The organism is Halomicrobium zhouii (genome assembly GCF_900114435.1).
Lineage (GTDB): Archaea > Halobacteriota > Halobacteria > Halobacteriales > Haloarculaceae > Halomicrobium > Halomicrobium zhouii.
Genome location: NZ_FOZK01000001.1, coordinates 142,500 through 167,176, shown reverse-complemented (window position 1 = coordinate 167,176; position 24,677 = coordinate 142,500). Strand labels below are relative to the sequence as shown.

The following is a 24,677-nucleotide window of genomic DNA, read 5'->3' as shown; positions in this document are numbered from 1 at the left end:
GATGGCCGACGAACTGAAGCGCCGGCTGGTCCACGCCAGCGGCACCCTGGTCCCGCTCATCGCCGTCGTCGACCCCTCCCGGTGGGAACTCGTCCAGGGGGTGCTCGTCGCCGGTGCGGTCGCGGCCATCGTTCTGGAGATCGTCCGGCTCTACGTCGGCCTCGACTGGGTCGTCTACGACCGCCTCACGCGCGAGTACGAACAGGACAACCTGGCGGGCTACGCGCTGGCGCTGATCAGCATGGGCGTCGTCGCCGTCGCCTTCGACCAGTCAGTCGCCATCCCGGCCATCCTGATGCTCACCATCGGTGACCCGATCAGCGGCCTGCTGGGCTCTGGCGAACTGCGGACCGCCAAGCAGGCCTACGTCCTGCTGACGATGTTCGGCGTCTGTCTGCTCATCGCGGCGGGGCTGGGCGTCCCGACCGTGCCCGCGGTGCTGGGCGCGCTGGCCGCGACGGCCGCAGACGGACTCAAACCCGTCGTCGCGGGCTACGTCGTCGACGACAACCTCACCATCCCGCTGGCGGCGGCCGTCGCGATCGCGGCGGGGATCCGGTATCTCCCGTCGGTCGCCTGATCGCCCGGTCCTCACTCGCCGGTCACGTCGCCCACGAGCGGTGCGAGCGAGTCCGTCAGCCGGTCTGCGTGCTGGATCATGACGGTCCCGAGGACGCTCATCGCGAGGACGTAGCCGACGGTGAACGCCGGGACGACGTCCGCGAGGCTACCGCCCGCGCCTGCGGCAAGCGTCGCGATGACCAGCGAGAACTCCGCTCGCGGAACGAGGCCGATACCGGTCCGGAGCGACCGCGTGGGCGAGAGGTCGTAGACGCGCCCGCCGATGGTACCGCTGACGAGCTTGGTTCCGGTGGTGAGGACGACGGCGACCGCGAGCAGGGCGGCGACGCCGGCCAGCACGGTGACGTCCGTCGTCAGCCCGATGGCGAAGAAGAAGACGGCGGCAAAGAGGTCCCGGACCGGGGCGACGACGTCCTCGATGCGCTCGGTGTGGGGCGTCTGGCTGAACGCGGTCCCGACGAAGAAGGCGGCGACGGCCTCGCTGACGCCGGTCGCGAGCGCCGCCCCGGCGACGAGCGTCGTCGCGCCGAGCACGTGCAACAGGAACAGCTCGTCGTTGGGCAGGTCGAAGGCCCGCTCGACGTAGTCGGTTCCGTACCAGGCGACGGCAGCGACGGCCCCGAGGAAGGCGAAGGCCCGGACGACGTCCGTCGCCGCCCCGGTCAGGTCGCCCGCGCCGGTCAGCAGCGCGGCGACGAGGGCGAGGTACACCGCGATGACGATGTCCTCGAAGACGAGCGTCCCGAGGATCGGTTCGGCCTCCGGGTTCGCGACCCAGCCCCGGTCGATGATCGACTTCGTGACGACGGCCGACGAGGAGATGTAGACGACGCCGGCGATCAGCAGCGTCTCCAGGGGCGTCCGGCCGAAGAGGACGCCCAGCCCGACGCCGGCCCCGAAGTTGAGCAGGAAGTCCACGGATCCCGCCGTGGTGATCCGCTTTCTGTCGGCAAGCAACTGGCCGACGCTGAACTCCAGGCCGAGGAAGAAGAGGAGAAAGACGATGCCGAGTTCGGCGGCGACCTCGACGAACTCGCCGTACGCGACGAGCTGGAGCGAGACCCCCAGCACCTCCGTTGGCCACTCCGGCCCGACGAGGATGCCCGCGACGATGTAGGCGGGGATCACCGACAGCCCGACGCGGTTGGCCGCCAGCCCGGCGAGCGCCACGGCTGCCAGTGCGATCCCGATCTCGACGAGTGACGCCGCCATCAGTCCTCGACCAGCTCCTCCAGTGACGACTGCTCCTCGCGCGAGCCCAGGGTGACGAGCACGTCGCCGGTCTCGATAGTCTCGTCCGGACCGGGATTGGGGATGGTGTCCCCGCCCCGCTGGATCGCCATCACGGACACCCCCGTCCGCTTGCGGATGTTCGCGTCCGCCAGCGTCTCGCCCGCGACGGGCGCGTCGGCGCCCACCTCGGTCCACTCGATGATAGCCTCCCCCAGCGGCACCTCCACCTCGTCGAGTTCCACCGGCTGGAAGTACGCCCCCTCCAGGATAGAGCCGAGCTGGCGGGCCTGCTTGCCGGTCAGCGAGAACAGCTGTTCGCTGTCGGCGTCCGGGTCCGGCCGTCTGTAGACGTCCCGCTTCCCGTCGTGGTGGATGATCACCACCAGCCGCTCGCCCCCGTCGACCTCGAGTTCGAACTTGTGTCCGACCCCGGGGACCTCCGTCTCGTAGATAGTCATGCGTCGAGCTTTGTGCCTCCCGTTATTAAGCGATGAGGTCCCACGGTAGACCTCGCAGTCCCCGGCAAACTTATGCCCGCGAATCACGACTCGCCCACTATGCTCGTCGAGGTGGTGGTCGGTGCCGTCGTCAGTCTCCTGCTTCTCGTCGCCATCGTCGGGTACGTCATCCGCCGGAACCCGCAGCTGTTCGTCGCCGAACGACTGGCCGAGAAGGTCTACGAGGACGACGAGTAGGTGGGGTTGGTGGTGGATGGCGTTCGAAACGAAACGGACCGGTTCTTCGGTGACTCTCGGTCCTGAAACTGGTCAGTACAAATCAAGGAGTGAGTGATCAGTGGATTTCGACGTTTCAGCAGTGAGTACGAGTTCAAACAACTCGAAAGCCCTCGGCACGCTCGACTCGCGCGGACCCCCTGCGCGCCTCACGCCGTTCGGTGCTTGCGGGTCCGTGCTTCGTCGACCGCACCTCGCCCTTTCAGTCCACCAGGAGAGCAAGCTCTCCTGAGCCTTGCGCTCACTCCGTTCGCCCAAGACACCAGGACAGCATTGCTCGCGCACGGAGGCGCTCGCGCTTAACTCCACCAAACCTCCCCGGTCGCGCCTGGCGGCGCGACACGCTTCCTGACCACTCAGCAACCGCCCGGCGGTCGGCCGGGAGCGCGTTTCATCGCGCGACCAGGGGAAGGGCAGGGCTGCGGTGCGGGCCTGGAGGACTGAAAGGGCGAGGCGGGCTCCGGGAACCCCGGCCCACTAAGCACCGGAGCGAAGTCGTTCGAAAGGCGCGCAGCGCCTTTCGTGATGACGAGAGAGCTTCGCTCTCTCGAACCACGAGGAGCGCAAGTGGGCCGCGGGACTGGAGCCCGCCGAGGGCTTTCTGGGTGTTGGCGGTGGGAGTCCTTTCAGCGAAATTCCGACGAGCTAACCGGTCAACTCACACCCGTTCAAACACACAGAACCCGTCCCCCTAGCTCCACTTTCGCCACGCTACGCGAACTCTTAAACTGAGAGAGGGCGAACGACCGACCGGATGGCCCAGTCCGACGCCGAGTACGAGGGCGAGTACGTCGAGCACCCGCGCATCACGCCGAATATGCTCGAGAAGCGCCGCTACCAGACGGAACTGGCCGAGGCGGCGCTGCGCGACCACACCCTCGTCTGTCTCCCGACCGGACTGGGCAAGACGACCGTGAGCCTGCGGGTGACCGCGGAGCGACTCGAAGACGCGGCCTGGAAGTCGCTCCTGCTTGCACCGACCAAGCCGCTCGTCCAGCAACACGCCGAGTTCTACCGCGAGGCGCTGACGATTCCCGACGACGAGATCGTCGTGTTCACCGGCGACGTCCGCCCGGCCTCACGCGCCGACCTCTGGGAGGACGCCCGCGTCGTCATCGCGACGCCGCAGGTCGTCGAGAACGACCTGGTGGGCAACCGCATCTCCCTCTCCGACGTCGTCCACTGCACCTTCGACGAGTGTCACCGGGCGTCGGGCGACTACGCGTACAACTACATCGCCGAGCGCTACCACGCGGACGCCGACGACCCGCTCGTCACGGGGATGTCCGCCTCGCCCGGCGGCGACGAGGAGGAGATCCTGGAGGTCTGTGAGAACCTCGGGCTGAACGAGGTGACGGTGATGACCGAGGCCGACGCCGACGTCGACGAGTTCACCCACGACACCGACGTCCAGTGGGAGCGCGTCCAGCTGCCCGACGAGGTCATCGAGATCCGCGACGCGCTCAACGAGGTCGTGAAGGACCGTCTGACCAAGCTGAAGGAGCTGGGCGTCGCCTCCTCGACGTCCCCGGACGTCTCCGAGCGAGACATCCAGGGGATGCAGGCAGAGTTGCGCAAATTGATGGACAACGACCAGTCCGAGGGGTACAGCGGGATGAGCCTGCTGGCCGAGATCCGCAAGCTCCGGACCGCCGTCACCTACGTCGAGACCCAGAGCGTCGAGGCGCTGAATCGCTACTTCGACCGCCAGCGCGAGGCCGCCCGCTCCTCGGGGGCGTCGAAGGCCGACCAGCGCCTCGTCAGCGAGCCGAAGGTCAAGGAGGCGATGCGGAAGGCCGACTCCTACGACGACCTCCACCCGAAGTTCCGCCAGACGCGCATGCTGCTGGCCCAGACGCTGGGCATCGAGAACGGGGAGCGCGTCATCGTCTTCACCGAGTCCCGGGACACCGCCGAGACGCTCGTCGAGTTCCTCGGGAACCACTTCGCGGTCCAGAAGTTCGTCGGCCAGAGCGACACCGACGGGAGCGAGGGGATGACCCAGACCGAGCAACAGGAGACCCTCGACCGGTTCCGCGCCGGCGAGTTCGAAGTCTTGGTCTCGACCTCCGTCGCCGAGGAGGGCCTGGACGTCCCCGAGGTCGACCTCGTCCTGTTCTACGAACCCGTCCCGACTGCCATCCGCTCCATCCAGCGCAAGGGGCGGACCGGTCGGCAGACGTCGGGGAAGGTCCACGTCCTGCTGGCCGAGGACACCCGCGACGAGGCGTACTTCTGGAAGTCCCGGCAGGACGAGAAACGGATGGAACGGGAGCTCCGGGAGCTGAAGTCCGCCGCCGACGAGATCAAGTCGGAACTCGTCGACGACCAGGCCGGACTGGAGGAGTACGAATCCCAGAGCGATGGCGGCGGATCGCCGAGTGAAGCCAGCAGTGACGGGGCCGATGGCGGTAGTAAGGAGGGTCCTACCGACGCCGAAAACACCACCGCTTCGAGTGGAACCGAAGAGACTCCAGAGCGGCCTATCGACACCCACACGGGCCGGAACGCAGACGAAGGAAAGGGGATGGAGAAAGCGGACTCCGATGAGGGCGACGGACAGGCCGGGCTGGACGCGTTCGCCGGGACCGACCAGGCGACCGGGGACAGTGACCGGGGCGAGGCGGACGACCCGGACGACGGGGATAGTGACGCGGACGACGGGGGCGCGAGCGACGGCGACGCTGACCCCGAGGGAACCTACCCCGAACCACACGCCGACGGCGAAGAGACGGTCGAGATCGTCGCCGACCAGCGCGAACTCGACTCGACCATCGCGCGGGACCTCTCGACGCGCGAGGGAATCGAGACCAGGCTCGAGACGCTGGCCGTCGGCGACTACATCCTCTCCGACAGGGTCTCGGTCGAGCGCAAGACCGTCAGCGACTTCCTCGACACGCTCACGGGCGGTGACCGCTCGATGTTCGAGCAGGTCGGCGACGCCGCCCGGAACTACGCCCGCCCCGTCGTCGTCATCGAGGGCGGTGACCTCTACGGTGCCCGGAACGTCCACCACAAGGCCATCCAGGGGGCGCTGGCCTCGCTGGCCGTCGACTTCGGCGCGAGCATCCTCCGGACGACCGACGAGACGGAGACGGCGGACCTGCTGGAGACCATCGCCCGGCGCGAGCAGGAGACCGGCGACCGGGAGGTGGACGTCCACGGCGAGAAGCAGTCGCGGACCCTGCCCGAACAACAGGAGTACGTCGTCTCCTCCGTCGCGGAGGTCGGCCCGGTCACCGCCCGGACGCTGCTCGAGCACTTCGGTAGCGTCGAGGCGGTGATGACCGCCGGCGAGGACGACCTGATGGACGTCGACGGCGTCGGCGAGGTGACCGCCACGCGCATCCGCGAAGTCGTCGCTAGCGGCTACAAAGAGTAAATTAGGCTACTGTTGTGGCAAGTTTAATGGTCGTTCGGTATAGACAAATATCGGGGGTCAGGTGTGAGTACACCGACGTATCAAGTGGGGGAATCGTTCGAATTCGCACTGCCGGATACAGGTGCGGGTGGAGAAACGCGTACGGCGACGGAACTGGCGGGGAGTCACGACTACGTCGTCGCCGTACTGTTACGTGATCACTACTGTCCGCGGTCCCGCCAGCTAGTGCAGTCGCTGGCCGCGGCCTACGAGGAGCTCGCCGGCCGTTCGACGGCCGTCGTGCCCGTCCTGCCGGACTGCCCGGAACGGGCGTCCCTCTGGCAGCGCCGGTACGACCTGCCGTTCGGCCTGCTGACCGATCCGAAGTCGGTGGCGGACGACGGCAACGCGTTCGACACGTTCGAGCCGTTCCAGCGGCTCCTCCCGGAGTGTCCCGGGACGGTGCTGTTTGAGTCCGACGGCGACCAGCTCCGGTTCGCCCGGACGGTCCAGACCGACAGGGCGAGCGACGCGTCCGCGGTGGACGCCGTGCTCGCAGCCATCGACGACCACGCGACCGACAGCGTCGTCGGCCCGGTCGGCACCGGTCCGGACGCGGAAGCGGCCGGCGACGGTTTCTGAAGCCGGTGACGACGCCGACCGACCGCGGTCCCGGACCGCCGTCGGTGCGTCGACTCTCTTCGTATCGCTAGTACCCAGTCGCCTCGAGTGTCTCGGCCGCCTCGCGCGCGGTTTCGAGGTGCTCGCGCGTCTGGCGTGGCGTCTCAGCCGCCGCCGCGAGCCGCGCGTGACGCTCGACGGTCTGGGCGAGGACGACCTGTGCCTGACCGAGGTGCTGCCCGACGGCGTCGCTCGACGGCGTCCCGGTCGGTTCGTCCACGCCGACGTCGACCGACTGCGACCCCGACATCGACGGCTCCTGGTCGGTGTTCACTGACGCCGAGGGGGCGGCTGACGGGATCTGCTGGACGGTCTCGTCAGCGCCGCGGTCCTGGTCGGGAGCCCCCTGCGGTTCGTCTGCAGACTGATCCGCGATGGCCTCGCGCGCCTGATCCGCCGCCGACTGGTCCGGTGCAGACTGCTCCGCCGCCGACTGGTCGGGGCCCCGCCGGTCCGATCCAGTCGCCTCGTCGCTCCCGAACTGGACGGTAGCGTCGTCGCTCGGACTGGTTACCTCGATGTCCTCGGGCCGGGCGTCGCCGTTCGCCGCGGGACGGTCGCCCGATTCGGCCGTCTCCGAATCGCCGTCGGTCCCTCCCTCGGCGTCTGCCTCACCGCGCCCACCGCGGTCGACCGGCTTCTGGCAGGTCGGACAGAACTCCTGGCCGTCGTAGCGGAAGATGGGGTCGCCGCAGTCCCCGCAGTGGGCGTTGGTCATCGTCGCGCCCTTCAGGAGGAGTTCGCTCATCTGTTCGGTCGTCTTCCGACGCTCTTCGTCCTGTTCGTACTTCTCGCGTAACTTCTCGCGTTCGGCTTCCTTGTCGAAGTCGCTCATACGGGACGTGTGGCCGCGCGGCAGAAAAGGGTTTGCGGGAGAAGGTTCATCGGCCCGTTCGCCGTAGTACCGACCATGTCACTCCTCGGCGCCGTCGTCGTCTTCCTCGTCGGCTACGTCTCCGGCCGGGTCACCCTGTGGGTCGCCGGCCTCGCCGCCGTCGTCGCGCTCGTCCTCGCTGTCCTCGGACTGGCCGCCCCGGCGGCCGTGACGAACGTCGTCGACGACGTCCTCGCGGCCTACTACGTCGGGAACGAACTGCTCTTCCTCTCCGGGTTCCTGTTCGGCGTCGCTCACGACCAGCACGAATCCGGGGAGTAGGTGGGCGGTCGCGACCCACTCGCGGACGGAGCGAACCCCGCCAGCGATCGTGTGGAGTGGTGACACTCCGACAGTCTTTTCGTCCATCCGGGCGCCAGTAGACACGTTATGACGAAGGTAACAGTCGTCGGCGCGGCGGGAACCGTCGGTGCCGCTGCGGGGTACAACATCGCCCTGCGCGACATCGCGGACGAGCTCGTCTACGTCGACATCCCGGACCAGGAGGACGTCACGGTCGGACAGGCCGCGGACACGAACCACGGGGTCGCCTACGACTCCAACACGCGGATTCGGCAGGGCACCTACGAGGACACCGCCGGCTCCGACGTCGTCGTCATCACCGCGGGCATCCCGCGCCAGCCCGGCCAGACCCGCATCGACCTGGCGGGCGACAACGCTCCCATCATGGACGACATCGGTTCGTCCATCGCCGAGCACAACGACGGCGACTACGTCACCATCACGACGTCGAACCCCGTCGACCTGCTCAACCGCCACCTCTACGAGACGGGCGACCGCTCGCGCGAGCAGGTGATCGGCTTCGGCGGCCGCCTCGACTCGGCGCGATTCCGCTACGTCCTCTCAGAGCGCTTTGACGTCCCGGTCCGGAACGTCGAGGCGACCATCCTGGGCGAGCACGGCGACGCCCAGGTCCCCGTCTTCTCGAAGGTCCGCATCGACGGCCGCGACCCCGAGTTCGACCAGGACGAGCGCGAGGAGATCCTCGAAGACCTCCAGGAGTCGGCGATGAACGTCATCGAACGCAAGGGCGCCACCGAGTGGGGCCCGGCGACGGGCGTCGCGCACATGGTCGAGGCCGTCGTCCGCGACACGGGCGAGGTGCTCCCCGGCTCGGTCGTCCTCGACGGCGAGTACGGCCACGAGGGCACCGCCTTCGGCGTCCCGGTCAAGCTCGGCTCGAACGGCGTCGAGGAGGTCGTCGACTGGGAGCTCGACGACTACGAGCAAGAGCTGATGGCCGAAGCGGCCGACAAGCTCGCCGACCAGTACGAGAAGATCAGCTGAGCGCGTCGCGGCGGGCGGTAACCGTCGCCGGGCGACATCGAGCGGCCGGTTTTACTCGGACGAGCCGACGTCGTAACGGCGTGAGATTTCTTCGCCGGTGCGCCACAGCACGCCGACCGCGAGCGCGCCGACTCCGAGAACCAGTGACCCCATGGTACCGAAGTACGGAATCCGGGAGGAGCCGGCGCCCATCACCAGACTGGCGACTGGAACGACGACGATCCCGAGCGTGCCGATCGTCGATGTGAGAAAGCAGTACCGCTGTCCCCGAGAGAACGCGATACCCCACCGCTCACCGGCCGGAATACGCAACCCGATACCGGTGACGAGCAAGCCGAGCCAGCCGACGAGGGCGGCGAGTGTGACTGCGAATCCGGCCGTGTGACTCTCCGGGCCCGAATCGGTTCCGACTAGCCAGAAGAGTAAGGCGGCGACGCCGAGGGCGACGGCCCCGAATCCGGCCACCGTAAGCTGGGTCCCGCTACTCGCCTCTCTCGTGCCCATAATTCGCAACTAGCCGGCGATGTAACAATCTTTCCGGTGCGGAGGCAACTTTCGATAGACGCCGTATCGGCGGCTACAGCGTGCGCAAACCGGCAGACCGGCCTGCGGATCAACCAGCGCCGTCCTCGGTGACCAGCGAGTCCGCGTCGTCACCGTCAACAAGGTCGTCGGACAGGTCGTCACCGAGGAGCGCGGCCCACTCTTCGAGATGTCGTGGCTCTCGGTGCATGGTGGTTGTGTCGAACGAATGGATCGAATATAACGATTGTGCCCGCAGGGGAAAGGCCGCGTCCGAGACGGCGAGCCGCTATCGGTCAGCGAGCAGTCGACCCGTGACAGCCCGGAGAGCGTATTCGACGACGCCGAGGACAATCATCGCTACGAATGCGTACAACAGACTGAACAGGTTCCGCACATACGGGTTCCCGAGAGACAGCGAGTCGGGCTGGACAATATCGATCGAGAGAAGCGCTATGACGACGACAGGGGTCACGAGGCTGTACCTCGCCCACGTGTAGCCGACGAGACTCGCAATTCCGGTCACGAAACCGATGTGGAACAGATATAGCACACTCATCCCGAGTGGCGATTCCACGAAGGCTGCAACTGGGTCCTGTATCGCCTGAGCCGCCATCACGATGCCGCCGACGGCGCCATACAACACTCCGAAACGGAGCGCCGATCTGGTACTACTAGAATTGATCCTGGAGAGGTGGAGGGTCACTACGGGCTCCGCTTCGCAAGTGCTACGAATAAAAATTAGCGTCGGTGGCGCACACGAAACGGGGGCCGTCGAATCGTCAGTCCCGGAAGTTCTCGGGGACCTGGATGGAGTACCGGCCGTCTTCCTGGAGCGCGACGATGTACTCCTCGCGGTCGTACAGCTCCATCAGGTTGAGCTCGTACTGGCCGGGGCTGAGCACCTTGATGCTCTCGAACTGGTCGTTCAGTTCGGCCCGTAGCTCTTCGAGGTCCGGACGGTCGCGGGATTCTGCCGACTGGTCGTCGGCTGGTTCCTCGGCTGCCGACGGACTGGAAGTGGTGGCGGCCTGGCCTGCCTGGCCGGCGGGCACCGACGCCTCGGCCGCGGATTCGCGCTCGGTGGTCGTCGACGCCGTGGCGCCATCGTCGGATTCGTCGTCGGTCCGAACGGGCCGGAACCGGTGTTCCGTGTCGCCGGTGGTTCCGGAGGGGAGTTCGTCGGGTGAGACGATGTCGCTCCGGGCGCTGGCCTGGGCGGTGTCCTCCTGCGTGGTCGGGACGCCGTCGTTCCCGCCAATCGGATCCGTGTCGGGCGCGCCGACCGACGGTTCCTCGTCGTCGGAGCCGCTCATCAGGTCGCGGACGGTGGCGGCGGTCTTGCCGACCGTGCGGGCGACGGAGGAGGAACCCGCCGGGTCCGGTGGATCCGCGGGCTCCGGTGGTTCAGCGGTCGTGTCGACGGACGCGTCCGATCCCGCGGGTTTGAACTGGAACTTGTTGCCGCCGCAGTTCGGACAGCCCGAGAGCATCTCCTTGGACCCGTCGTCGAACACGCGCGAACAGTCCGTACACTGGTGTGGCATTATTTCCGGGAGACGAGCGCGCTGATGAGGGTTTCGTCCTTGTGCAACGTCTCGATCTGGTTGGCCGGGCCGATGACGGTGAGCTTCTTGGTGGACTCGTCGTTCCCCATCAGCCGCTCGAAGATGCCGCTCTTCGAGGAGCTGGACTTGGGGTAGGTCTCGATCTCGATGCCGTTGAACTCGTCGGGGCTGATCTCCGTCATCGTCACCTCGATGAGCCGGGACTCCTCGTCGGGCGAGAGTCCCTCCTCGAGGACGACGATGTTGCCGTCGCGGACGCCGTCGAGGATCATCCGTATCTTCTCCATGGACGTCAGTCCGTCCATACGTTCACCGCTGATGAGGTCGATCTGGACGCCCTCTTTTGATTTCATTTCTGCCATGTGCTATCCTCCGAAGTACTCCGCGATCTTGTCGTAGACCTCGTCCATGTTGTCGCCCTCCAGCGCCGAGAGCGGGATCGTCTCGTGCTGGGGGAACGCGTTCGAGATGCGCTGGACGCTGGAGTCCTCGAGATCCGTCTTGTTCGCGAGAATCAGGACCGGGAGGTCCTGGCTCTCGATGATACCGATGAGCATCGTGTTCACCTGCGTGAACGGATCCGTCGAGGAGTCGAGGACGTAGATGACGCCGTCGACGTCCTCGCGGAGCCAGTGCATCGCTTCGGCGACGCCCTCGGTGGCCTCGCGGGAGCGACGCACGGCGTCGTCCTTCTCCATGTCGTGGTCGAGGAACTCCTCGTAGTCGACCTTCGTCGTCACGCCGGGCGTGTCGACGATGTCGATGGTGACGGTCTTGCCGTCACGCTCGATCTCCACGTCCTCCTTCCGGCGGGCGCGCCGGGTCTCGTGGGGAACGTGGCTCTCCGGACCGACGGCGTCGCCGGTCCAGTCGCGAGCGATGCGATTGGCCAGGGTCGTTTTCCCAGCGTTCGGCGGGCCGTAGATGCCGATCCGCTTGGGGTCCTCTTCCGAGAACAGGCTCGATGCAGCCCGTGATATACTGTCTCTGAGGTTTGTTAGCAGTCCCATCCTCTATCCTCCCGCCGAACGTGCGTATTCGGTGGTGTAAGCGTTGTACACAGTCGTACTCACTTAAGCCTACGTCAGACAACTGTAACAATTCTTATTCTATCGCCGATCCCGGTCCGCTCTGATTCCCGCCCTACCGGCCGTTCTCACGGGATAGGAGTATTTTCCTGTCAGGAACTCGTCCCAAGAAAGATGGGGTCTGATCGCCATGGAGGCCGAACGACTCGTTAGTTCTGTTCGTCTGCGTTCAGCTTGGGAACAGATACCACTATCTGGAACGTGATGTGAGAGTGGACAGGGAAGAACGCTGTTGAAGCGGAGGGACGCTGTTGAAACGGAGGGACACTGTTGAAACAGAGGAACGCTGTTGAAATGGAAGATGCAGTGAAAATGGGCGGTGAGGGTGGTTCAGGAACGAGTCTGTGAGTAGTGTGGAAACGAAGGTGTGACGGAGCGAGCCGTGGCGGGGAACGACTGACGCCTCTCGTCGGCATCGAAGCGAGACCTCGAGGGATCGTTCGTCCCGCATTCGGGACAGGAACGGGACAACGAGTGCCCCCAACCCCTTCGTTTCGACTGGAGTGGAACAACCCCACGAATCCGTGAGGGACGGAATAACCGGACAGAGAGCGGTAGAAACGACGTTTTCGACGACAGAGCGGCCCAGCACCGTCTATTTCGACTCTAGCTAGTATCTAGGCACCGACGCCTCCACCAACTTTTCCTTTTTCTCTAGTACGGGTTTGGTTTTTCATGGGTTATAATAAATCTTTCCTAGCTATCGGCAGCATCTCTCTGAGAGCCGTCCCCGTCGATATCTCGTTCCAGTCGAAACGAAGGGGTTGGGGGGTCGGTTCACGTGGAACCGACCACCCTTCCTTCTCCGGTGACGGAACTGTAGGATACCTATCACCACTGGTTGGTCATTCCAGTCGAAATGTGACGCTGCAGAAACCGGTCTCGAACACCAGCTGCCGATCGGTGGACTGACTCACGACGAGACGGGGGAAGTGCACGGACCGAAAACAGCCCGGACCGAAATATTTAATATTCCTTCACCCACCGTTTCTGCTGGTTCAACTGGACGGGCCTCGCACGTCGAAATCCGGCAGAGCCGGTCAATCATGGCCTCTCTGGCCCGTCCTGGTATTGCGCACGAGAATTTCCACTTGAAACGAAGGGGTCTGCGTTCCACACCATGACAGATACGGGCGACCAATCGGATCCGGACGATGGCGATAGCGACGGTCCATCGAACGGTCCGGACGGAACCGAAGTCGACGACGCGGACAGCGCCAGTGAAGACGAGCTGACCGGGGCGTCCGTCGGGACCGACCTCGACGACGTCGTCCTGGACGAACTCGACGCCGACGGCGACGGCGAGTCTGGTGAGGCCTCCCGGGGCCTGTTCGACGATCTCCTCTCGGGGGAACCGATCTTCGAGAACAAGGAAGTGTTGCGACCCTCCTACACGCCGCACAAGCTCCCCCACCGCGAGGAGCAGATCAACAAGATGGCGACCATCCTGGTCACCGCTCTCCGGGGAGATTCACCGTCGAACATCCTCATCTACGGGAAGACCGGCACCGGAAAGACGGCCAGTGCCAAGTTCGTCAGCGAAGAACTTGAGACGACCTCCCAGAAGTACGAGGTTCCCTGCGAGGTCGAGTACATCAACTGCGAGGTGACCGACACCCAGTACCGCGTCCTCGCACAGCTCGCGAACAAGTTCATCGAGAAGAACGAGGCGGTCATCGACGACCGCGTCGCGGAACTCGAATCGCTTCGCGAGCGCGCACGCGAAGACGATGCGGAACTGGCCGACTCCGAGTTCGACGGCGTCGAGGCCGTCACCGAGGAGATAGACGACCTCGAGTCAGACAGGGAGGGCTTCGAGGAGGTACCGATGACCGGGTGGCCCACCGACCGGGTGTACAGTTCGTTCTTCGACGCCGTCGACTACCACGAGCGCGTCGTCGTCATCATGCTCGACGAGATCGACAAGCTCGTCGAGAAGTCGGGCGACGACACGCTGTACAACCTCTCGCGGATGAACTCCCAGCTCGAGAACTCCCGGGTCTCGATCATGGGCATCTCGAACGACCTGAAGTTCACCGACTTCCTGGACCCCCGCGTCAAGTCCAGCCTCGGCGAGGAGGAGATCGTCTTCCCGCCCTACGACGCCAACCAGCTCCGGGACATCCTCGACCACCGGTCTGACGTCTCGTTCAAGGACGACGCGCTGTCGGACGACGTCATCCCGCTGTGTGCGGCCTTCGCCGCCCAGGAACACGGTGACGCCCGCCGCGCTCTCGACCTGCTCCGGACCGCCGGCGAACTCGCCGAGCGCGACCAGACGGACCTCGTCCAGGAGGCCCACGTTCGCAAGGCCCAGGAGAAGATCGAACTCGACCGGGTCGTCGAGGTCGTCCGGACCCTCCCGACGCAGTCGAAGATCGTCCTCTTCGCGATCATGCTGCTGGAGAAGAACGGCGTCCGCAACATCAACACGGGCGAGGTGTACAACATCTACAAACGGCTCTGCGAGGAGATCGACGCCGACATCCTCACACAGCGCCGGGTCACCGACCTCATCTCCGAACTCGACATGCTCGGTATCGTCAACGCCGTCGTCGTCTCGAAGGGCCGGTACGGCCGGACCAAGGAGATCAGCCTCTCGGTTCCACTCGAAGAGACGGAGGCCGTGTTGCTCTCTGACTCCAGGCTCGGTGACATCGACGACGCCGAACCGTTCGTCCAGGCCCGCTTCGACAACTGAGAGTGGTGGTTGTACTCCGTTCCTGGTGATGGTCGGCCCGGGCACGACCAGTACCGATACGAAGTTGTGACCATCGCCACGAATCGCTCCGTTCGAGCCAGTGTCGACGACAGAACCCCTTCGTTTCACGTCGAGAATTCGATCCGGTACCCGTTTCCAGGGCGGAGGCGCGTTACAGCAGTTCGCAGGCGCCGGGCTGTGTCGCGGCACCGGTCGCACTCAGTCGGATACAGCCGAGCCACGGCACTCGCACCTCCGCGGTGCCGATGACCCAGCTGGCTTTGACGGGTCCCGAGAGGTTCGTCACCTGGTCGTACTGGCCGTTGTAGTCGCCCTTGGTGATGAAACCAGATCCGTTCGCCGGGCAGTTGTTGAGCTCGTCGCAACTGTCGGCCGCGCCGACGTACTCGGGATCCGCCTCGTCGTACCAGTTCTCGCCGTCCTCCACCCAGAACATCGCCCGGTGGATTATCGGCGTGGTCTGGTTGTTCCCGTCCGGCGCGTAGACGATGACGTCACCCGGCTTCTGGAACTTCGAGTAGCCGGCCGATTCCGCGGCGTGGGCCGTGACGACGCCCGTCTCGCCCTGCTGGACCTCGCCGGGGAACCGCTCTTCCTCCATCACGAAGACGAGGTCGCCGACGTGGATGTTGGGGCTCATGCTCTTGGACTCGATGGCGACCAGCGGCGGCCAGACGCCGCTGACGGCGAAGAGCAACAGCCCCACGAGGACGACGGCGGAGACACTGCTCAGGAGGTCGGTTGCGTAGGCTTTCCAGGACGGATCGTCGGGCTGGTCCGGCGGGTTCGGACCGCGCGCCTCGCTCATCGTCGAAAAGTGGGTCGGAAGTCCGTATCAACCTTCTGTCTCGTCGTGCGCACGTCGCCGTGACGTCGGACCCGGCGTGTCGGCTCTGAACGTCGGTAAAAAGGTACAACTACCACTATCAGCCGACGGGCAGCTCGCAGGCGTCGGGTCGCCTCTCCGGCCCGCTCGCGCGCAATCGAAGACACCCGAGCCACGGCAGCCGAGCCTCTGCGGTCCCGACGATCCACTCGGGCCGTACGGGTGCGAACATTCCCTGGGCCTGGTCGTAGCCGGGGTTCGTCCGGGCGTTGTCGCCCTTGGTGACGAAGCCGGCGTGGGGCGCCGGACAGTTGCGGAGTTCCACGCAGCTGTCGGCGTCGCCGACGAATTCGGGATTCGCCTCGTCGTACCAGTTCTCGCCGTCCGCCACCCAGAACATCGCCCGGTGGATCACCGGCGTCGCGTCGTCGTTCCCGTCCGGTGCGAACACGACGACGTCGCCCGAGCCGCCGAACGTGGCGTATCCCGTCTCTGCCCCGCTCCTCGCGGTGACGACGCCCGTCTCGCCGTGAGCGCCGTCTCCCGGGAACCTCGCCTCGTCCATCACGAAGACGAGGTCGCCGACGGCCATGTGCGGTGCCATGCTCTCGCTCTCGACGGCGACCATCGGCGGCCAGACGCCGCTGATCGCGAAAAGAAAGCAGACGACCAGCCCGACGGAGAGGACGCTGCTCGCCAGGTCCGCCAGGTAGACCCTCCAGGAAGGGTCTTCGGGCCGGTCCGGTGGGTTCGGCCCGCGCGAGTCGCTCATCGTCGAAATACTCGACGGACTGATTGTTCAGTGTTCTGTCTCCTGGTTCGTCGGTCCGCTACGTTTTTTGGGCCGTCCCGCGGACCAGTAGCTGTGCCACTGGAGACGCCGGCGCGGATCGTGAAGCAACTCGCCCGCCGGGGCTACAACGCCGAGCGGGAAGCGGTGACGTTGCTGGCGGACGAGCCGGACTCCGACGCCGCGCTGGAACGCGCACTGGAAACGCTGCCCGACGACGCGCTGAAGCTCACGACGGATCACGTCCGGGAGTCGATCGAGACCGAGGGACGTGACGGGGATGGGTCGGAAATCCCCGATGGAGACCGCTCGACCCGAGACGGTCACCGTCCCGTCGACGAAAACCCCCCTACTTCGACTGGAGACGACGACGGATCACCGGCAGACGCCGGGAGTGGTTCTCCACCTGAAACGAAGGGGTCTGGAGAGGGGGTCGCGGCCGCGACTCCGACCGCGACTGCGGCCGCGGACGGGGCGGCCGAGCCAATCAGTCGGAACACGGACCCGTCGAAGCGGTCGATCACCGTCGAGAACGACATGACCGGCCAGTCGACCGGCACCGGGGAGTACGGCGACTTCGTCAAGGTGTTCCGGGACCGGTACGAGAAGCTCTCGAAGCAGTTGCGCGGCCGCGTCAACCACCGGCCGACGGACGCCCTGGAGTCGATGGGCGGGGGAAGCGACGCCGCCATCGTCGGGATGGTGTCGGACGTCCGCTCGACGGCCAGCGGCCACTGGCTGGTCGAACTCGAAGACACCAACGGCACCTTCCCGTGCCTGATCATGAAAGACCGGAAGTGGGCCGACCAGGTCCAGGAGTTGCTGTTCGACGAGGTCATCGCGGTCGAGGGAACGCTGGCCGACGACGCCGGCATCCTCTTCGTCGACTCGATGCACTTCCCCGACGTCCCCCGGACGTTCAAACCCTCGACGGCGGACCGGCACGTCCAGGCGGCGCTCATCTCCGACGTCCACGTCGGCAGCCAGGAGTTCATGGAGGACGCCTGGCACCGCTTCGCCGACTGGCTCCACACCGAGGAGGCCGCCCGCATCGAGTACCTCCTCATCGCCGGCGACATGGTCGAAGGCGTCGGCGTCTATCCCGACCAGGACGAGGAACTCGACGTCGTCGACATCTTCGACCAGTACCGGGCGTTCAGCGAGTACCTGAAGGAGGTCCCCGGCGACATCGAGATCCGCATGATCCCCGGCAACCACGACGCCGTCCGCCTCGCCGAGCCCCAGCCGGCCTTCGACGAGGAGCTCCGGGACATCATGACCGCTCACGACGCACAGGTCCACTCGAACCCCGCGATGGTCACCGTCGAGGGCGTCACCATCCTGATGTACCACGGCGTCTCGCTGGACGAGGTCATCGCCGAACTCCCCGACGACAAGGCCAGCTACGACGAGCCCCACAAGGCGATGTACCAGCTCCTCAAGAAGCGCCACGTCGCCCCGCAGTACGGGGGCCACACCCGCCTCGCGCCCGAGGACCGGGACTACCTCGTGATAGAGGACGTCCCCGACGTGTTCCACACCGGCCACGTCCACAAGCTGGGCTGGGGGAAGTACCACAACGTGCTCGCGCTCAACTCCGGGTGCTGGCAGTCCCAGACCGACTTCCAGAAGAGCGTGAACATCGACCCCGACTCGGGCTACGCGCCGATCCTAGACCTGGACACGCTGGACATGACGGTGCGGAAGTTCAGTTGACGCCTCCTTTTCCGGTCGAACCCGTTCGCAACTCACCCGAATACTGGCCGGTATCGGCGACACGGGGCACGGTCGGCCGGCGTCGCGGGTAGTTAAGGGAACTGCGCCCATGTACTGGCCTGTACAATGAGCGACCCAGAGCGCGGTTTCGAGACGAACGCCTTGCACGTCGGCCAGGAGACGCCGGAGTCCCACGCGAACGCCCGTGCGCCGCCGATCTACCAGACCACCTCGTACGTCTTCGATGACGCCGAGGACGCCGCTTCGCAGTTCGCCCTGGAGAAGCCGGGCCACATCTACTCGCGGCTGATGAACCCGACGAACAACGTCCTCCAGGAGCGCATCGCCGCGCTAGAGGGCGGCGTCGGCGCCGTCGCGACGTCCTCGGGGATGGCCGCGCTCAACCTCGCGACGTTCCTGCTGGCCGACGCAGGAGACAACATCGTGACGGCGTCGTCGCTGTACGGCGGCACGTACACCTACTTCACCCACACCGCGCCCAGGAACGGCGTCGAGGCGCGCTTCGTCGACACGCTGGACTACGAGGCCTACGAGGAGGCCATCGACGACGACACCGCCTACGTTCACTTCGAGACCATCGGCAACCCGTCGCTCGTCACGCCGGACATCGAACGACTGGCCGACATCGCCCACGACCACGGCGTGCCGCTGTTCGTCGACAACACCTTCGCGACGCCCTATCTGTGCAACCCGCTCGAACACGGCGCGGACATCGTCTGGAACTCCACGACGAAGTGGATCCACGGCCACGGGACGACGGTGGGCGGCGTCCTCGTCGACGGCGGGAGCTTCCCCTGGGGCGAGCACGCCGAGCAGTTCCCCGAGATCGCCCAGGAGAACCCGGCCTACCACGGCGTCAACTTCCACGAGACGTTCGGCCCCGCGGGGCTCACCTACGCCGCCATCGCCCGCGGGCTGCGCGACATGGGGAACCAGCAGGCCCCCTTCGACGCCTGGCAGACCATCCAGGGCCTGGAGACGCTCCCGGTTCGGATGGAACGCCACTCCGAGAACGCGATGGCCGTCGCGGAGTTCCTCGAGGACCACGACGACGTCTCCTGGGTCAGCTACCCCGGGCTCGAATCCCACGAGACCCACGACACCGCCAGCGAGTACCTCGACGGCGGCTACGGCGGCATGATCACCTTCGGCCTGGAAGCGGGCTACGACGCCGCCCGGACGACGGTCGAGTCCACTGAAGTCGCCTCGCTGCTGGCGAACGTCGGCGACGCCAAGACGCTCATCATCCACCCCGCGTCGACGACGCACCAGCAACTCACCGACGAGGAGAAGCAGGCCGCCGGCGTCACCGACGACCTGGTGCGCCTCTCCGTCGGGCTGGAGTCGGCGGACGACATCGTCGCCGACCTCGACCAGGCCATCGAACAGGCGACGAGCTAACCGTCACGACTCCGTCCGTTTCCGACCAGTTATCCGTGCGGTAATTTTCCGGCAGCGTGGAACAGATTTAACACCAGTTGCCGGAGAACTACGTGCGAAATGGCCCCCGCGACGTACTCCGCCAGCCAGCCCTCCCCACCGCTCGGCGTCAAGATAATTTACGTTCTCGCCGCCATCGGCTGTGTCCTCGGGGTAGTGGGTTCGCTAATTCTGCTCTCCGCCGCGCCGCTTCTCGGACTGGTTACGCTCGCTCTCACAGCCGCCCAGTTCGTCACGGTCTACGGACTCTGGCACCTCCGGTCGTGGGCCTGGGCGGCGGGACTGATCGTGTACGGTCTGAGCGGTCTGTCGCAGCTCCTCGATCTGAACCTGATCGGCGCCCTCGTGAGCTTCCTGGTCATCGGGTATCTACTCACCAACCGCCGCCTGTTCAGATAGCGAGACGCGGCGCCGCCCCAGACCGGCCGAACGCCGCTACAGAATGCCTTCGGCTTCCAGCAGGTCTCCCAGTTCTTCCATCGTCTCGACGGTCTCGTGACAGGCCGGCTCCACGGCCGGTTTCGGGTCGAAGCCGATGGCGAGGCTCGCCACCTGGAGCATCGGGAGGTCGTTGGCGCCATCGCCGACGGCCACGGTGTCGTTCGGGTCCGCGTCGACGACGCTCGTCACCACTTCCAGCGAGTTGTCCTTCGTCCCCGTGATGTGCGGGCCGCGGACGTCGCCGGTCAGCTGGCCGTCGTCGACGAGCAGTCGGTTCGCGACGATGGAGTCGACGGTGACGCCCTCGTGTTCCAGTGCGGCCGCGACGCCCCGCTCGAACCCGCCGGTGAGGATGGTGACGTAGTGGCCGGCCTCGCGGAGCGCCGCGATGACCTCCGCGGCGCCGGGTCGCAGGCGGACCTCGTCGAAGGACGCCTGGGCCAGGTCGTCGTCGAGGTCCGCCAGCAGCGCACACCGCTGGCGGAGGCTCTCGGCGTACTCGAGCTCGTCGTTCATCGCCCGCTCGGTGATGTCGGCCATGTCGTCGGCCGTGCCGTTCTGGCTCCCCAGCAACACCGTCATCTCGGAGTCCGAGAGCGTCCCGTCGAAGTCGAACGCGACTAGCATTGCCGCGGAGTTGACCGCCGGGGGTCACAAAGCCCCCGGTTTCGGGTGGAGCGACGCGACCCGGGCGCTCGGTAGTCGTCGGACTCCGCGGTCTCGTCGTCGACGGGGACGTAGCACCCGTATCCTTCGGTCCGGGCGGTGGGTTGGTAGCCGGCTTCGTCGTGTTCGAACATCAGCCCGTCGACGGGGGGCCCTCGGTGGGCGCGACCGGCGATCACGAATTCGTCGAGCGATACGACCGCTGGTTCCTCGAGTTCGACCACCGTGGCTCGTATCGGCGGTGAGCGCGGGCCGTCTGCTCACTCGGTGTAGGGGAACGACGCCGCAGAGACGTCGCGAACGAAGACGAGCCCGTCGAGTACTTCGCCGGGCGGATCCGGCAGTGGTCGGGCGCCGTTCTCCGGAGCGCTGGGTGTCGTGACCTGTATCGTCGAGGCCCCTGCTATCCACTCGTCGAGTACGGACCGCTCGCGCGCCGCCTCGAAGTCGAGAAACAGCGGCGACGAGGCGGCGTCAGCGAGCGTCGATTCGAGCGTCCCGTCCAGGAGACCGCCCGTCTCGAACGTCTCGAACTCGGTCTTCGCGTGGTTGGCCGGCACCGCGAACGACCCCGACCCGAACAGCAGTCCCAGCGAGTAGTAGTCCGAGCTGAACTCGTCGGCCAGGTGCTGGCCCATCCGCGTTCCCGGCTTACTCGCCGGCGCGGCGTTCCCCATCGTGTGGTTCGCGCTCCCCATCACGACGGCCCGGTCCGCGCCCGTCCACTCCCGGAGCCACGCCACGTTGTCGGCCATCGCCTCGTCGCGTATCTCTTTGCCAGCCGGAAACTCCTCGGCGGCGAACTTCTCCATGAACCGGAGCCCCTGCTCCAGCGTCCAGACGTGTCGCTGTGCGAGTTCCACCGCGGACTCGGAGCCCTGTTCGACGTACTCGCTCTCTTTCGTCTCCAGTCGGGTCCGGAGGTCCTCGATCAGGGCGACCTGCGAGTCGGTCATGTACGCAGACGCGGACCCGTGGGACCGCGTGGTGAGCGGCTCCAGCGAGTCGGCTATCTCGGTCAGGAAGTCCGGGTCGACGCGCTCGAGGTAGGTGCGGAGCGCCCTCGCATTCACGTCGTAGAACTGGGCGTCGTATCCTCGCACGGCGACGCGGTCGTCCCGCGGTCGACCCTCGTTGAACGCGCGGAGCCACGCCAGCATCTCCCGGACCTGGTCCGACCCCCAGAAGTGGAACTCGAGGGCGGACAGCGCCGATTCGAGGTCGCCCTCGCCCTCGGTGACGTACGCGTTCACGGGCGCGAACTCGCCGAGGGTACCCTCCATCGCGATCAGGCGATAGCTGTGGTCGCTCACGAGTCTTCGGACGAGCAGGCGGGGAATCGACTTGAACTCGCTGACGCCGTGGGAGGCCTCACCGATGCCCACGATGGCAGATTCCGCGAGCCGATTTGCGACGGCGTCGAGGTTCTCGGCCGAGGCGGTCAGTTCGAACGAGACCGCTTCCCGCTCGATGGCGTCGAGGAGTTCGCTCGACGCCGCCGTTTCGGTCGTCGGTGCGTCCGACGTGGTCGCGTCAGTGCTGGTGGTGGACGTCGAGTTCAGTGCCGTTTCTCCCGCACCGTCGTCACCGCCGATGCATCCCGAGAGCGCACTGGCTCCGAGTGTCCCGGCCAGCGCCGCGAACTCGCGCCGCGAAACATCGCTTTCCCGTCTCATGAGTGATCGCCTCACGCTTCGGCGAGCGAGCGAAAGAAGCCCTTCGCAGGTTTCCACGTCGTGGAAACGATGGCACGGATCACCGCGTTTATCCGCCCACTGTCCGAAGCCAGGCGCCGCGCCGTCCCGGAGTTGCGCGCCACTTCCATCGGTTTTCGTGGTGGACCGTCCGGCGGTAGACCGTCCGGCGGTAGACCGTCCGGAACCCTACGGTGTCGGCGGGTCGCCGTCGTAGCCGTCGACGTCGCTGTAGAAGTTCAGCATCGCGAACTTCAGCTTGTCCGGGGCGATGTCGATCATCTCCCGACGTTCCTCTGGGGGGAAGGTTCCGCGGACCGCGTAGTCGCGCATCTCCATCTCCGCCTCCTGCGTGTAGCGCTTGTCGAGCAGGATGCGGGCGCCGAAGTCCTCCGGCGAGCGGACGACGCGCCCGAGGGCCTGCCGAGTCTTGCGGACCGTCGGGATCTCGACGGCGTAGCGCCAGCCGGCCTCTTCGGTGTCTGCTCCATCGAAGGCGGTCTCGTAGGCCTCCTGGACGGCGTCCATCCGGTCGTCGAGGTGGGGGTAGGGGACGCCGACGACGACGACTGTGCGGGCGTCGTCGCCGTCGTAGCTGACGCCCTCGCCGAGCGTGCCCCACAGCGAGGTAAAGAGGACCGCGTCGTCGTCCGCGACGAACGACTCCCGGAGGTCGTTGGCCGACTCGCCCGGCCGGTCCAGGTAGGTCGTCCCGTCGACGTCGACGCGCTCGTGGTAGCGCTCGGCCTCGGCGTAGCTCGGGAAGAAGGCGAGGGTGTTGCCGGGCGTCATCCGGGCGGCGTCCTCTAGCACGCCGCCGATGGTGTCCTGGGTCGCCGGGTCGTCGCGCTCGCTGGCGAACAGCGCCGGGCCGGAGACGGCGTAGGTGCGTCGGCGTTCCTCGGGGAACTGCGCGCCGTAGGCCATCGTCTCCACCTCGTCGAGGCCCAGGACGTCTGCGGTCACGTCGAAGGGGCGCAGCGTCGCGCTCATCAGCACGGCGGCGTGGAGCTCCTCGAAGAGGTCCGTCGTCACGTTCGAGGGGATGCAGGTGTACAGTTCGGCGCGGCCGTACACCTCGCCGGTGCCCTCGTCACGCCGAACCGAGACCACCGGATACTGACCGAGGTCGTCGCTCTCGGCGAGCCAGTCCGTCAGGAACTGTGCGGCCTGGAGCGTCTGGCACTCTTCTCTCGTAGCGGTCTCGCCGTTCTTGAACGCCTCCTCGTACTCCTCGTCCAGGTCGCGACCGAGTTCGACGGCCTGGTCGAGTTCCTCGTGGAACCCCGGGCCGGAGTACGCCTGGAGGAACGCCAGCGTCAGGTCGTCGCGGCGGTCCTCGTTCGCGATGGGCAGGTCCTCCCAGTGTTCGTCGACGTTCTCGCGCTGGCCGAAGCCGAAGGCGTCGTCGTAGGCCTGGCGGAGCGCCCGGAGAAAGGTCGCGACGACGTTGTGAGCGGCCTCCGAGCGGGCGTCGTCCGTGTCGGCGAGTTCGTCGACGGCGCTCTCCAGGGTCGTCTCGGTGAGCGTCCGCCTGGCGTGTTCCCGGGCCGCGTCCTCGACGTTGTGGGCCTCGTCGAAGACGGCGATGACGTCCTCCGGGTCCCGGCCGAGCCAGCGGAAGAACTGCTCGCGGATGCCCGGGTTCAGGAGGTGGTGGTAGTTGCAGACCACGAGGTCGACGCCCTCCATCCCCTCCTTGAGCAGTTCGTAGCCACAGAGGCCGCGCTCGTGGGCGTACTCGTAGACGTCGTCGGGCGTCCGGACGTCGTCGTTGAGCCAGGCGTAGAAGTCCGTCGTGTCGGTCGTGAGGTTGCGGTAGTAGTGGTCGCAGGTCGACCGCTCGGTCTCCAGTTCCTCGATTTCCTCCTGGAGGTGCTGGAGTTCGTCGACGACGGAGCTGCGGGCCTCGGCGGCCTCGTCGCTACCCTCCTGCATCTCCTCGAGGAGGTCGGCCTGGCGCTGTTCGAGTTCGGCGGCGTCCTGTTCGGCCTCGGCCAGGTCCCGGGTCGTGTCCCGCAGCGCCTGGCACTCCTCGTAGTCGACGTCGATGTGGCACATCGACCCCTTGCCGCGGAAGACGACGGCGCGCAGGCGCTCTCTCTCGGTGATGGCCCTGGCGTCCTCGACGAACTGGCGCATCTGCTGGTGGACGTTCGTCGTGATGACGACGGTCTTGTTGGCGTGTCTGGCGTACTCCAGGGCCGGGACGAGCGACGCCAGCGTCTTCCCGGTGCCACAGGCCCCCTCGAAGAGCACGTCGCGACCGTCGGTCAGCGCGTCGTGGATGGTGGCCATCGCCTCGCGCTGGTGGTCGTACGGCTCCTCGTAGGGGAAAAACCGCAGGTAGTCGTCGTCGGTCGTCGCCACGGGGGAGTGATTGGCCGCTATCGGTCAAAAGGGTTCGGCA

23 protein-coding genes are annotated in these 24,677 nt (G+C 66.3%); 10 read left to right on the top strand and 13 right to left on the bottom strand.

Annotation, left to right across the window (positions count from 1 at the left end; all coding sequences use genetic code 11):
* Position 1: 1 nt before the first annotated feature.
* The gene (locus tag BM337_RS00860) at positions 2 to 580 is read left to right on the top strand and encodes a diacylglycerol/polyprenol kinase family protein (RefSeq protein WP_089812991.1); all 579 of its coding nucleotides are present in this window, start codon (positions 2 to 4) and stop codon (positions 578 to 580) included.
* 11 nt (positions 581 to 591) lie between these two features.
* Here the strand turns inward: BM337_RS00860 and BM337_RS00855 are convergent, their stop codons facing one another.
* On the bottom strand, positions 592 to 1,794 hold the full coding sequence (locus BM337_RS00855) for a cation:proton antiporter (protein ID WP_089812988.1): 1,203 nt from the start codon (positions 1,792 to 1,794) through the stop codon (positions 592 to 594).
* The gene (locus BM337_RS00850) at positions 1,794 to 2,273 is read right to left on the bottom strand and encodes a cation:proton antiporter regulatory subunit (RefSeq protein WP_089812986.1); all 480 of its coding nucleotides are present in this window, start codon (positions 2,271 to 2,273) and stop codon (positions 1,794 to 1,796) included. The genes BM337_RS00855 and BM337_RS00850 overlap by 1 nt, the downstream gene beginning before the upstream one ends.
* A 99-nt stretch (positions 2,274 to 2,372) precedes the next feature.
* Here BM337_RS00850 and BM337_RS20850 point away from each other — a divergent pair, with 99 nt between their 5' ends.
* From BM337_RS20850 to BM337_RS00840, 3 genes are all read left to right on the top strand, one after another.
* On the top strand, positions 2,373 to 2,510 hold the full coding sequence (locus BM337_RS20850) for a hypothetical protein (RefSeq protein WP_177227099.1): 138 nt from the start codon (positions 2,373 to 2,375) through the stop codon (positions 2,508 to 2,510).
* Positions 2,511 to 3,303: 793 nt separating this feature from the next.
* Positions 3,304 to 5,931: a DEAD/DEAH box helicase gene (locus BM337_RS00845; RefSeq protein WP_089812982.1), complete on the top strand. Its 2,628-nt coding sequence runs from the start codon at positions 3,304 to 3,306 to the stop codon at positions 5,929 to 5,931.
* A gap of 84 nt (positions 5,932 to 6,015) precedes the next feature.
* Positions 6,016 to 6,552, top strand: a complete 537-nt coding sequence (locus tag BM337_RS00840) for a peroxiredoxin family protein (protein WP_177227098.1) — start codon at positions 6,016 to 6,018, stop codon at positions 6,550 to 6,552.
* A gap of 67 nt (positions 6,553 to 6,619) precedes the next feature.
* On the opposite strand, the gene BM337_RS00835 is transcribed toward BM337_RS00840, so the two are convergent.
* Positions 6,620 to 7,426: an Sjogren's syndrome/scleroderma autoantigen 1 family protein gene (locus BM337_RS00835; RefSeq protein WP_089812978.1), complete on the bottom strand. Its 807-nt coding sequence runs from the start codon at positions 7,424 to 7,426 to the stop codon at positions 6,620 to 6,622.
* A gap of 75 nt (positions 7,427 to 7,501) precedes the next feature.
* On the opposite strand from BM337_RS00835, the gene BM337_RS00830 reads away from it, so the two are divergent.
* Both BM337_RS00830 and mdh read left to right on the top strand, forming a co-directional pair.
* On the top strand, positions 7,502 to 7,747 hold the full coding sequence (locus BM337_RS00830; RefSeq protein WP_089812976.1) for a hypothetical protein: 246 nt from the start codon (positions 7,502 to 7,504) through the stop codon (positions 7,745 to 7,747).
* Between the two features lie 108 nt (positions 7,748 to 7,855).
* The gene (mdh, locus tag BM337_RS00825) at positions 7,856 to 8,773 is read left to right on the top strand and encodes a malate dehydrogenase (RefSeq protein WP_089812974.1); all 918 of its coding nucleotides are present in this window, start codon (positions 7,856 to 7,858) and stop codon (positions 8,771 to 8,773) included.
* 51 nt (positions 8,774 to 8,824) lie between these two features.
* Here mdh and BM337_RS00820 read toward each other — a convergent pair whose 3' ends face one another.
* The 5 genes from BM337_RS00820 to BM337_RS00800 all read right to left on the bottom strand — a co-directional run bounded on the left by BM337_RS00820 (position 8,825) and on the right by BM337_RS00800 (position 11,873).
* Complete coding sequence (locus BM337_RS00820; RefSeq protein WP_089812972.1) at positions 8,825 to 9,277, bottom strand: hypothetical protein; 453 nt, start codon at positions 9,275 to 9,277, stop codon at positions 8,825 to 8,827.
* A gap of 307 nt (positions 9,278 to 9,584) precedes the next feature.
* Positions 9,585 to 10,001: a hypothetical protein gene (locus BM337_RS00815; protein WP_089812970.1), complete on the bottom strand. Its 417-nt coding sequence runs from the start codon at positions 9,999 to 10,001 to the stop codon at positions 9,585 to 9,587.
* 76 nt (positions 10,002 to 10,077) lie between these two features.
* Entirely contained in the window at positions 10,078 to 10,842 is a 765-nt protein-coding gene (locus BM337_RS00810) for an OapC/ArvC family zinc-ribbon domain-containing protein (protein WP_089812968.1), read from the bottom strand.
* On the bottom strand, positions 10,842 to 11,225 hold the full coding sequence (locus tag BM337_RS00805; protein WP_089812966.1) for a DUF2073 domain-containing protein: 384 nt from the start codon (positions 11,223 to 11,225) through the stop codon (positions 10,842 to 10,844). Before BM337_RS00805 ends, BM337_RS00810 begins: the two co-directional genes overlap by 1 nt.
* A 3-nt stretch (positions 11,226 to 11,228) precedes the next feature.
* Positions 11,229 to 11,873 carry a GTP-binding protein gene (locus tag BM337_RS00800; RefSeq protein WP_089812963.1) on the bottom strand — a complete coding sequence of 215 codons (645 nt, stop codon included), beginning with the start codon at positions 11,871 to 11,873 and terminating at the stop codon, positions 11,229 to 11,231.
* A 1,198-nt stretch (positions 11,874 to 13,071) separates the two neighbouring features.
* Here BM337_RS00800 and BM337_RS00795 point away from each other — a divergent pair.
* The gene (locus tag BM337_RS00795; RefSeq protein ID WP_089812961.1) at positions 13,072 to 14,652 is read left to right on the top strand and encodes a Cdc6/Cdc18 family protein; all 1,581 of its coding nucleotides are present in this window, start codon (positions 13,072 to 13,074) and stop codon (positions 14,650 to 14,652) included.
* Between the two features lie 172 nt (positions 14,653 to 14,824).
* Here the strand turns inward: BM337_RS00795 and BM337_RS00790 are convergent, their stop codons facing one another.
* Together BM337_RS00790 and BM337_RS00785 are read right to left on the bottom strand one after the other, a co-directional pair.
* Positions 14,825 to 15,481, bottom strand: a complete 657-nt coding sequence (locus BM337_RS00790; protein ID WP_089812959.1) for a S24/S26 family peptidase — start codon at positions 15,479 to 15,481, stop codon at positions 14,825 to 14,827.
* Positions 15,482 to 15,599: 118 nt separating this feature from the next.
* Positions 15,600 to 16,271: a S26 family signal peptidase gene (locus tag BM337_RS00785; protein ID WP_089812957.1), complete on the bottom strand. Its 672-nt coding sequence runs from the start codon at positions 16,269 to 16,271 to the stop codon at positions 15,600 to 15,602.
* A gap of 93 nt (positions 16,272 to 16,364) precedes the next feature.
* Between BM337_RS00785 and BM337_RS00780 the strand changes: the two genes are divergently transcribed.
* The 3 genes from BM337_RS00780 (at position 16,365) to BM337_RS00770 (ending at position 19,865) form a co-directional block, all read left to right on the top strand.
* The gene (locus BM337_RS00780; protein ID WP_089812956.1) at positions 16,365 to 18,005 is read left to right on the top strand and encodes a DNA-directed DNA polymerase II small subunit; all 1,641 of its coding nucleotides are present in this window, start codon (positions 16,365 to 16,367) and stop codon (positions 18,003 to 18,005) included.
* Between the two features lie 126 nt (positions 18,006 to 18,131).
* Positions 18,132 to 19,427 (top strand): O-acetylhomoserine aminocarboxypropyltransferase/cysteine synthase family protein, encoded by a 1,296-nt coding sequence (locus BM337_RS00775; RefSeq protein WP_089812954.1) that lies wholly within the window; start codon positions 18,132 to 18,134, stop codon positions 19,425 to 19,427.
* Between the two features lie 99 nt (positions 19,428 to 19,526).
* Entirely contained in the window at positions 19,527 to 19,865 is a 339-nt protein-coding gene (locus BM337_RS00770; RefSeq protein ID WP_089812952.1) for a hypothetical protein, read from the top strand.
* A gap of 36 nt (positions 19,866 to 19,901) precedes the next feature.
* On the opposite strand, the gene serB is transcribed toward BM337_RS00770, so the two are convergent.
* From serB to BM337_RS00750, 3 genes are all read right to left on the bottom strand, one after another.
* Complete coding sequence (serB, locus tag BM337_RS00765; protein ID WP_089812950.1) at positions 19,902 to 20,534, bottom strand: phosphoserine phosphatase SerB; 633 nt, start codon at positions 20,532 to 20,534, stop codon at positions 19,902 to 19,904.
* A 299-nt stretch (positions 20,535 to 20,833) separates the two neighbouring features.
* Entirely contained in the window at positions 20,834 to 22,249 is a 1,416-nt protein-coding gene (locus BM337_RS00755) for an erythromycin esterase family protein (RefSeq protein WP_089812946.1), read from the bottom strand.
* Positions 22,250 to 22,456: 207 nt separating this feature from the next.
* The gene (locus tag BM337_RS00750) at positions 22,457 to 24,637 is read right to left on the bottom strand and encodes an ATP-dependent DNA helicase (RefSeq protein WP_089812945.1); all 2,181 of its coding nucleotides are present in this window, start codon (positions 24,635 to 24,637) and stop codon (positions 22,457 to 22,459) included.
* Positions 24,638 to 24,677: the final 40 nt, after the last annotated feature.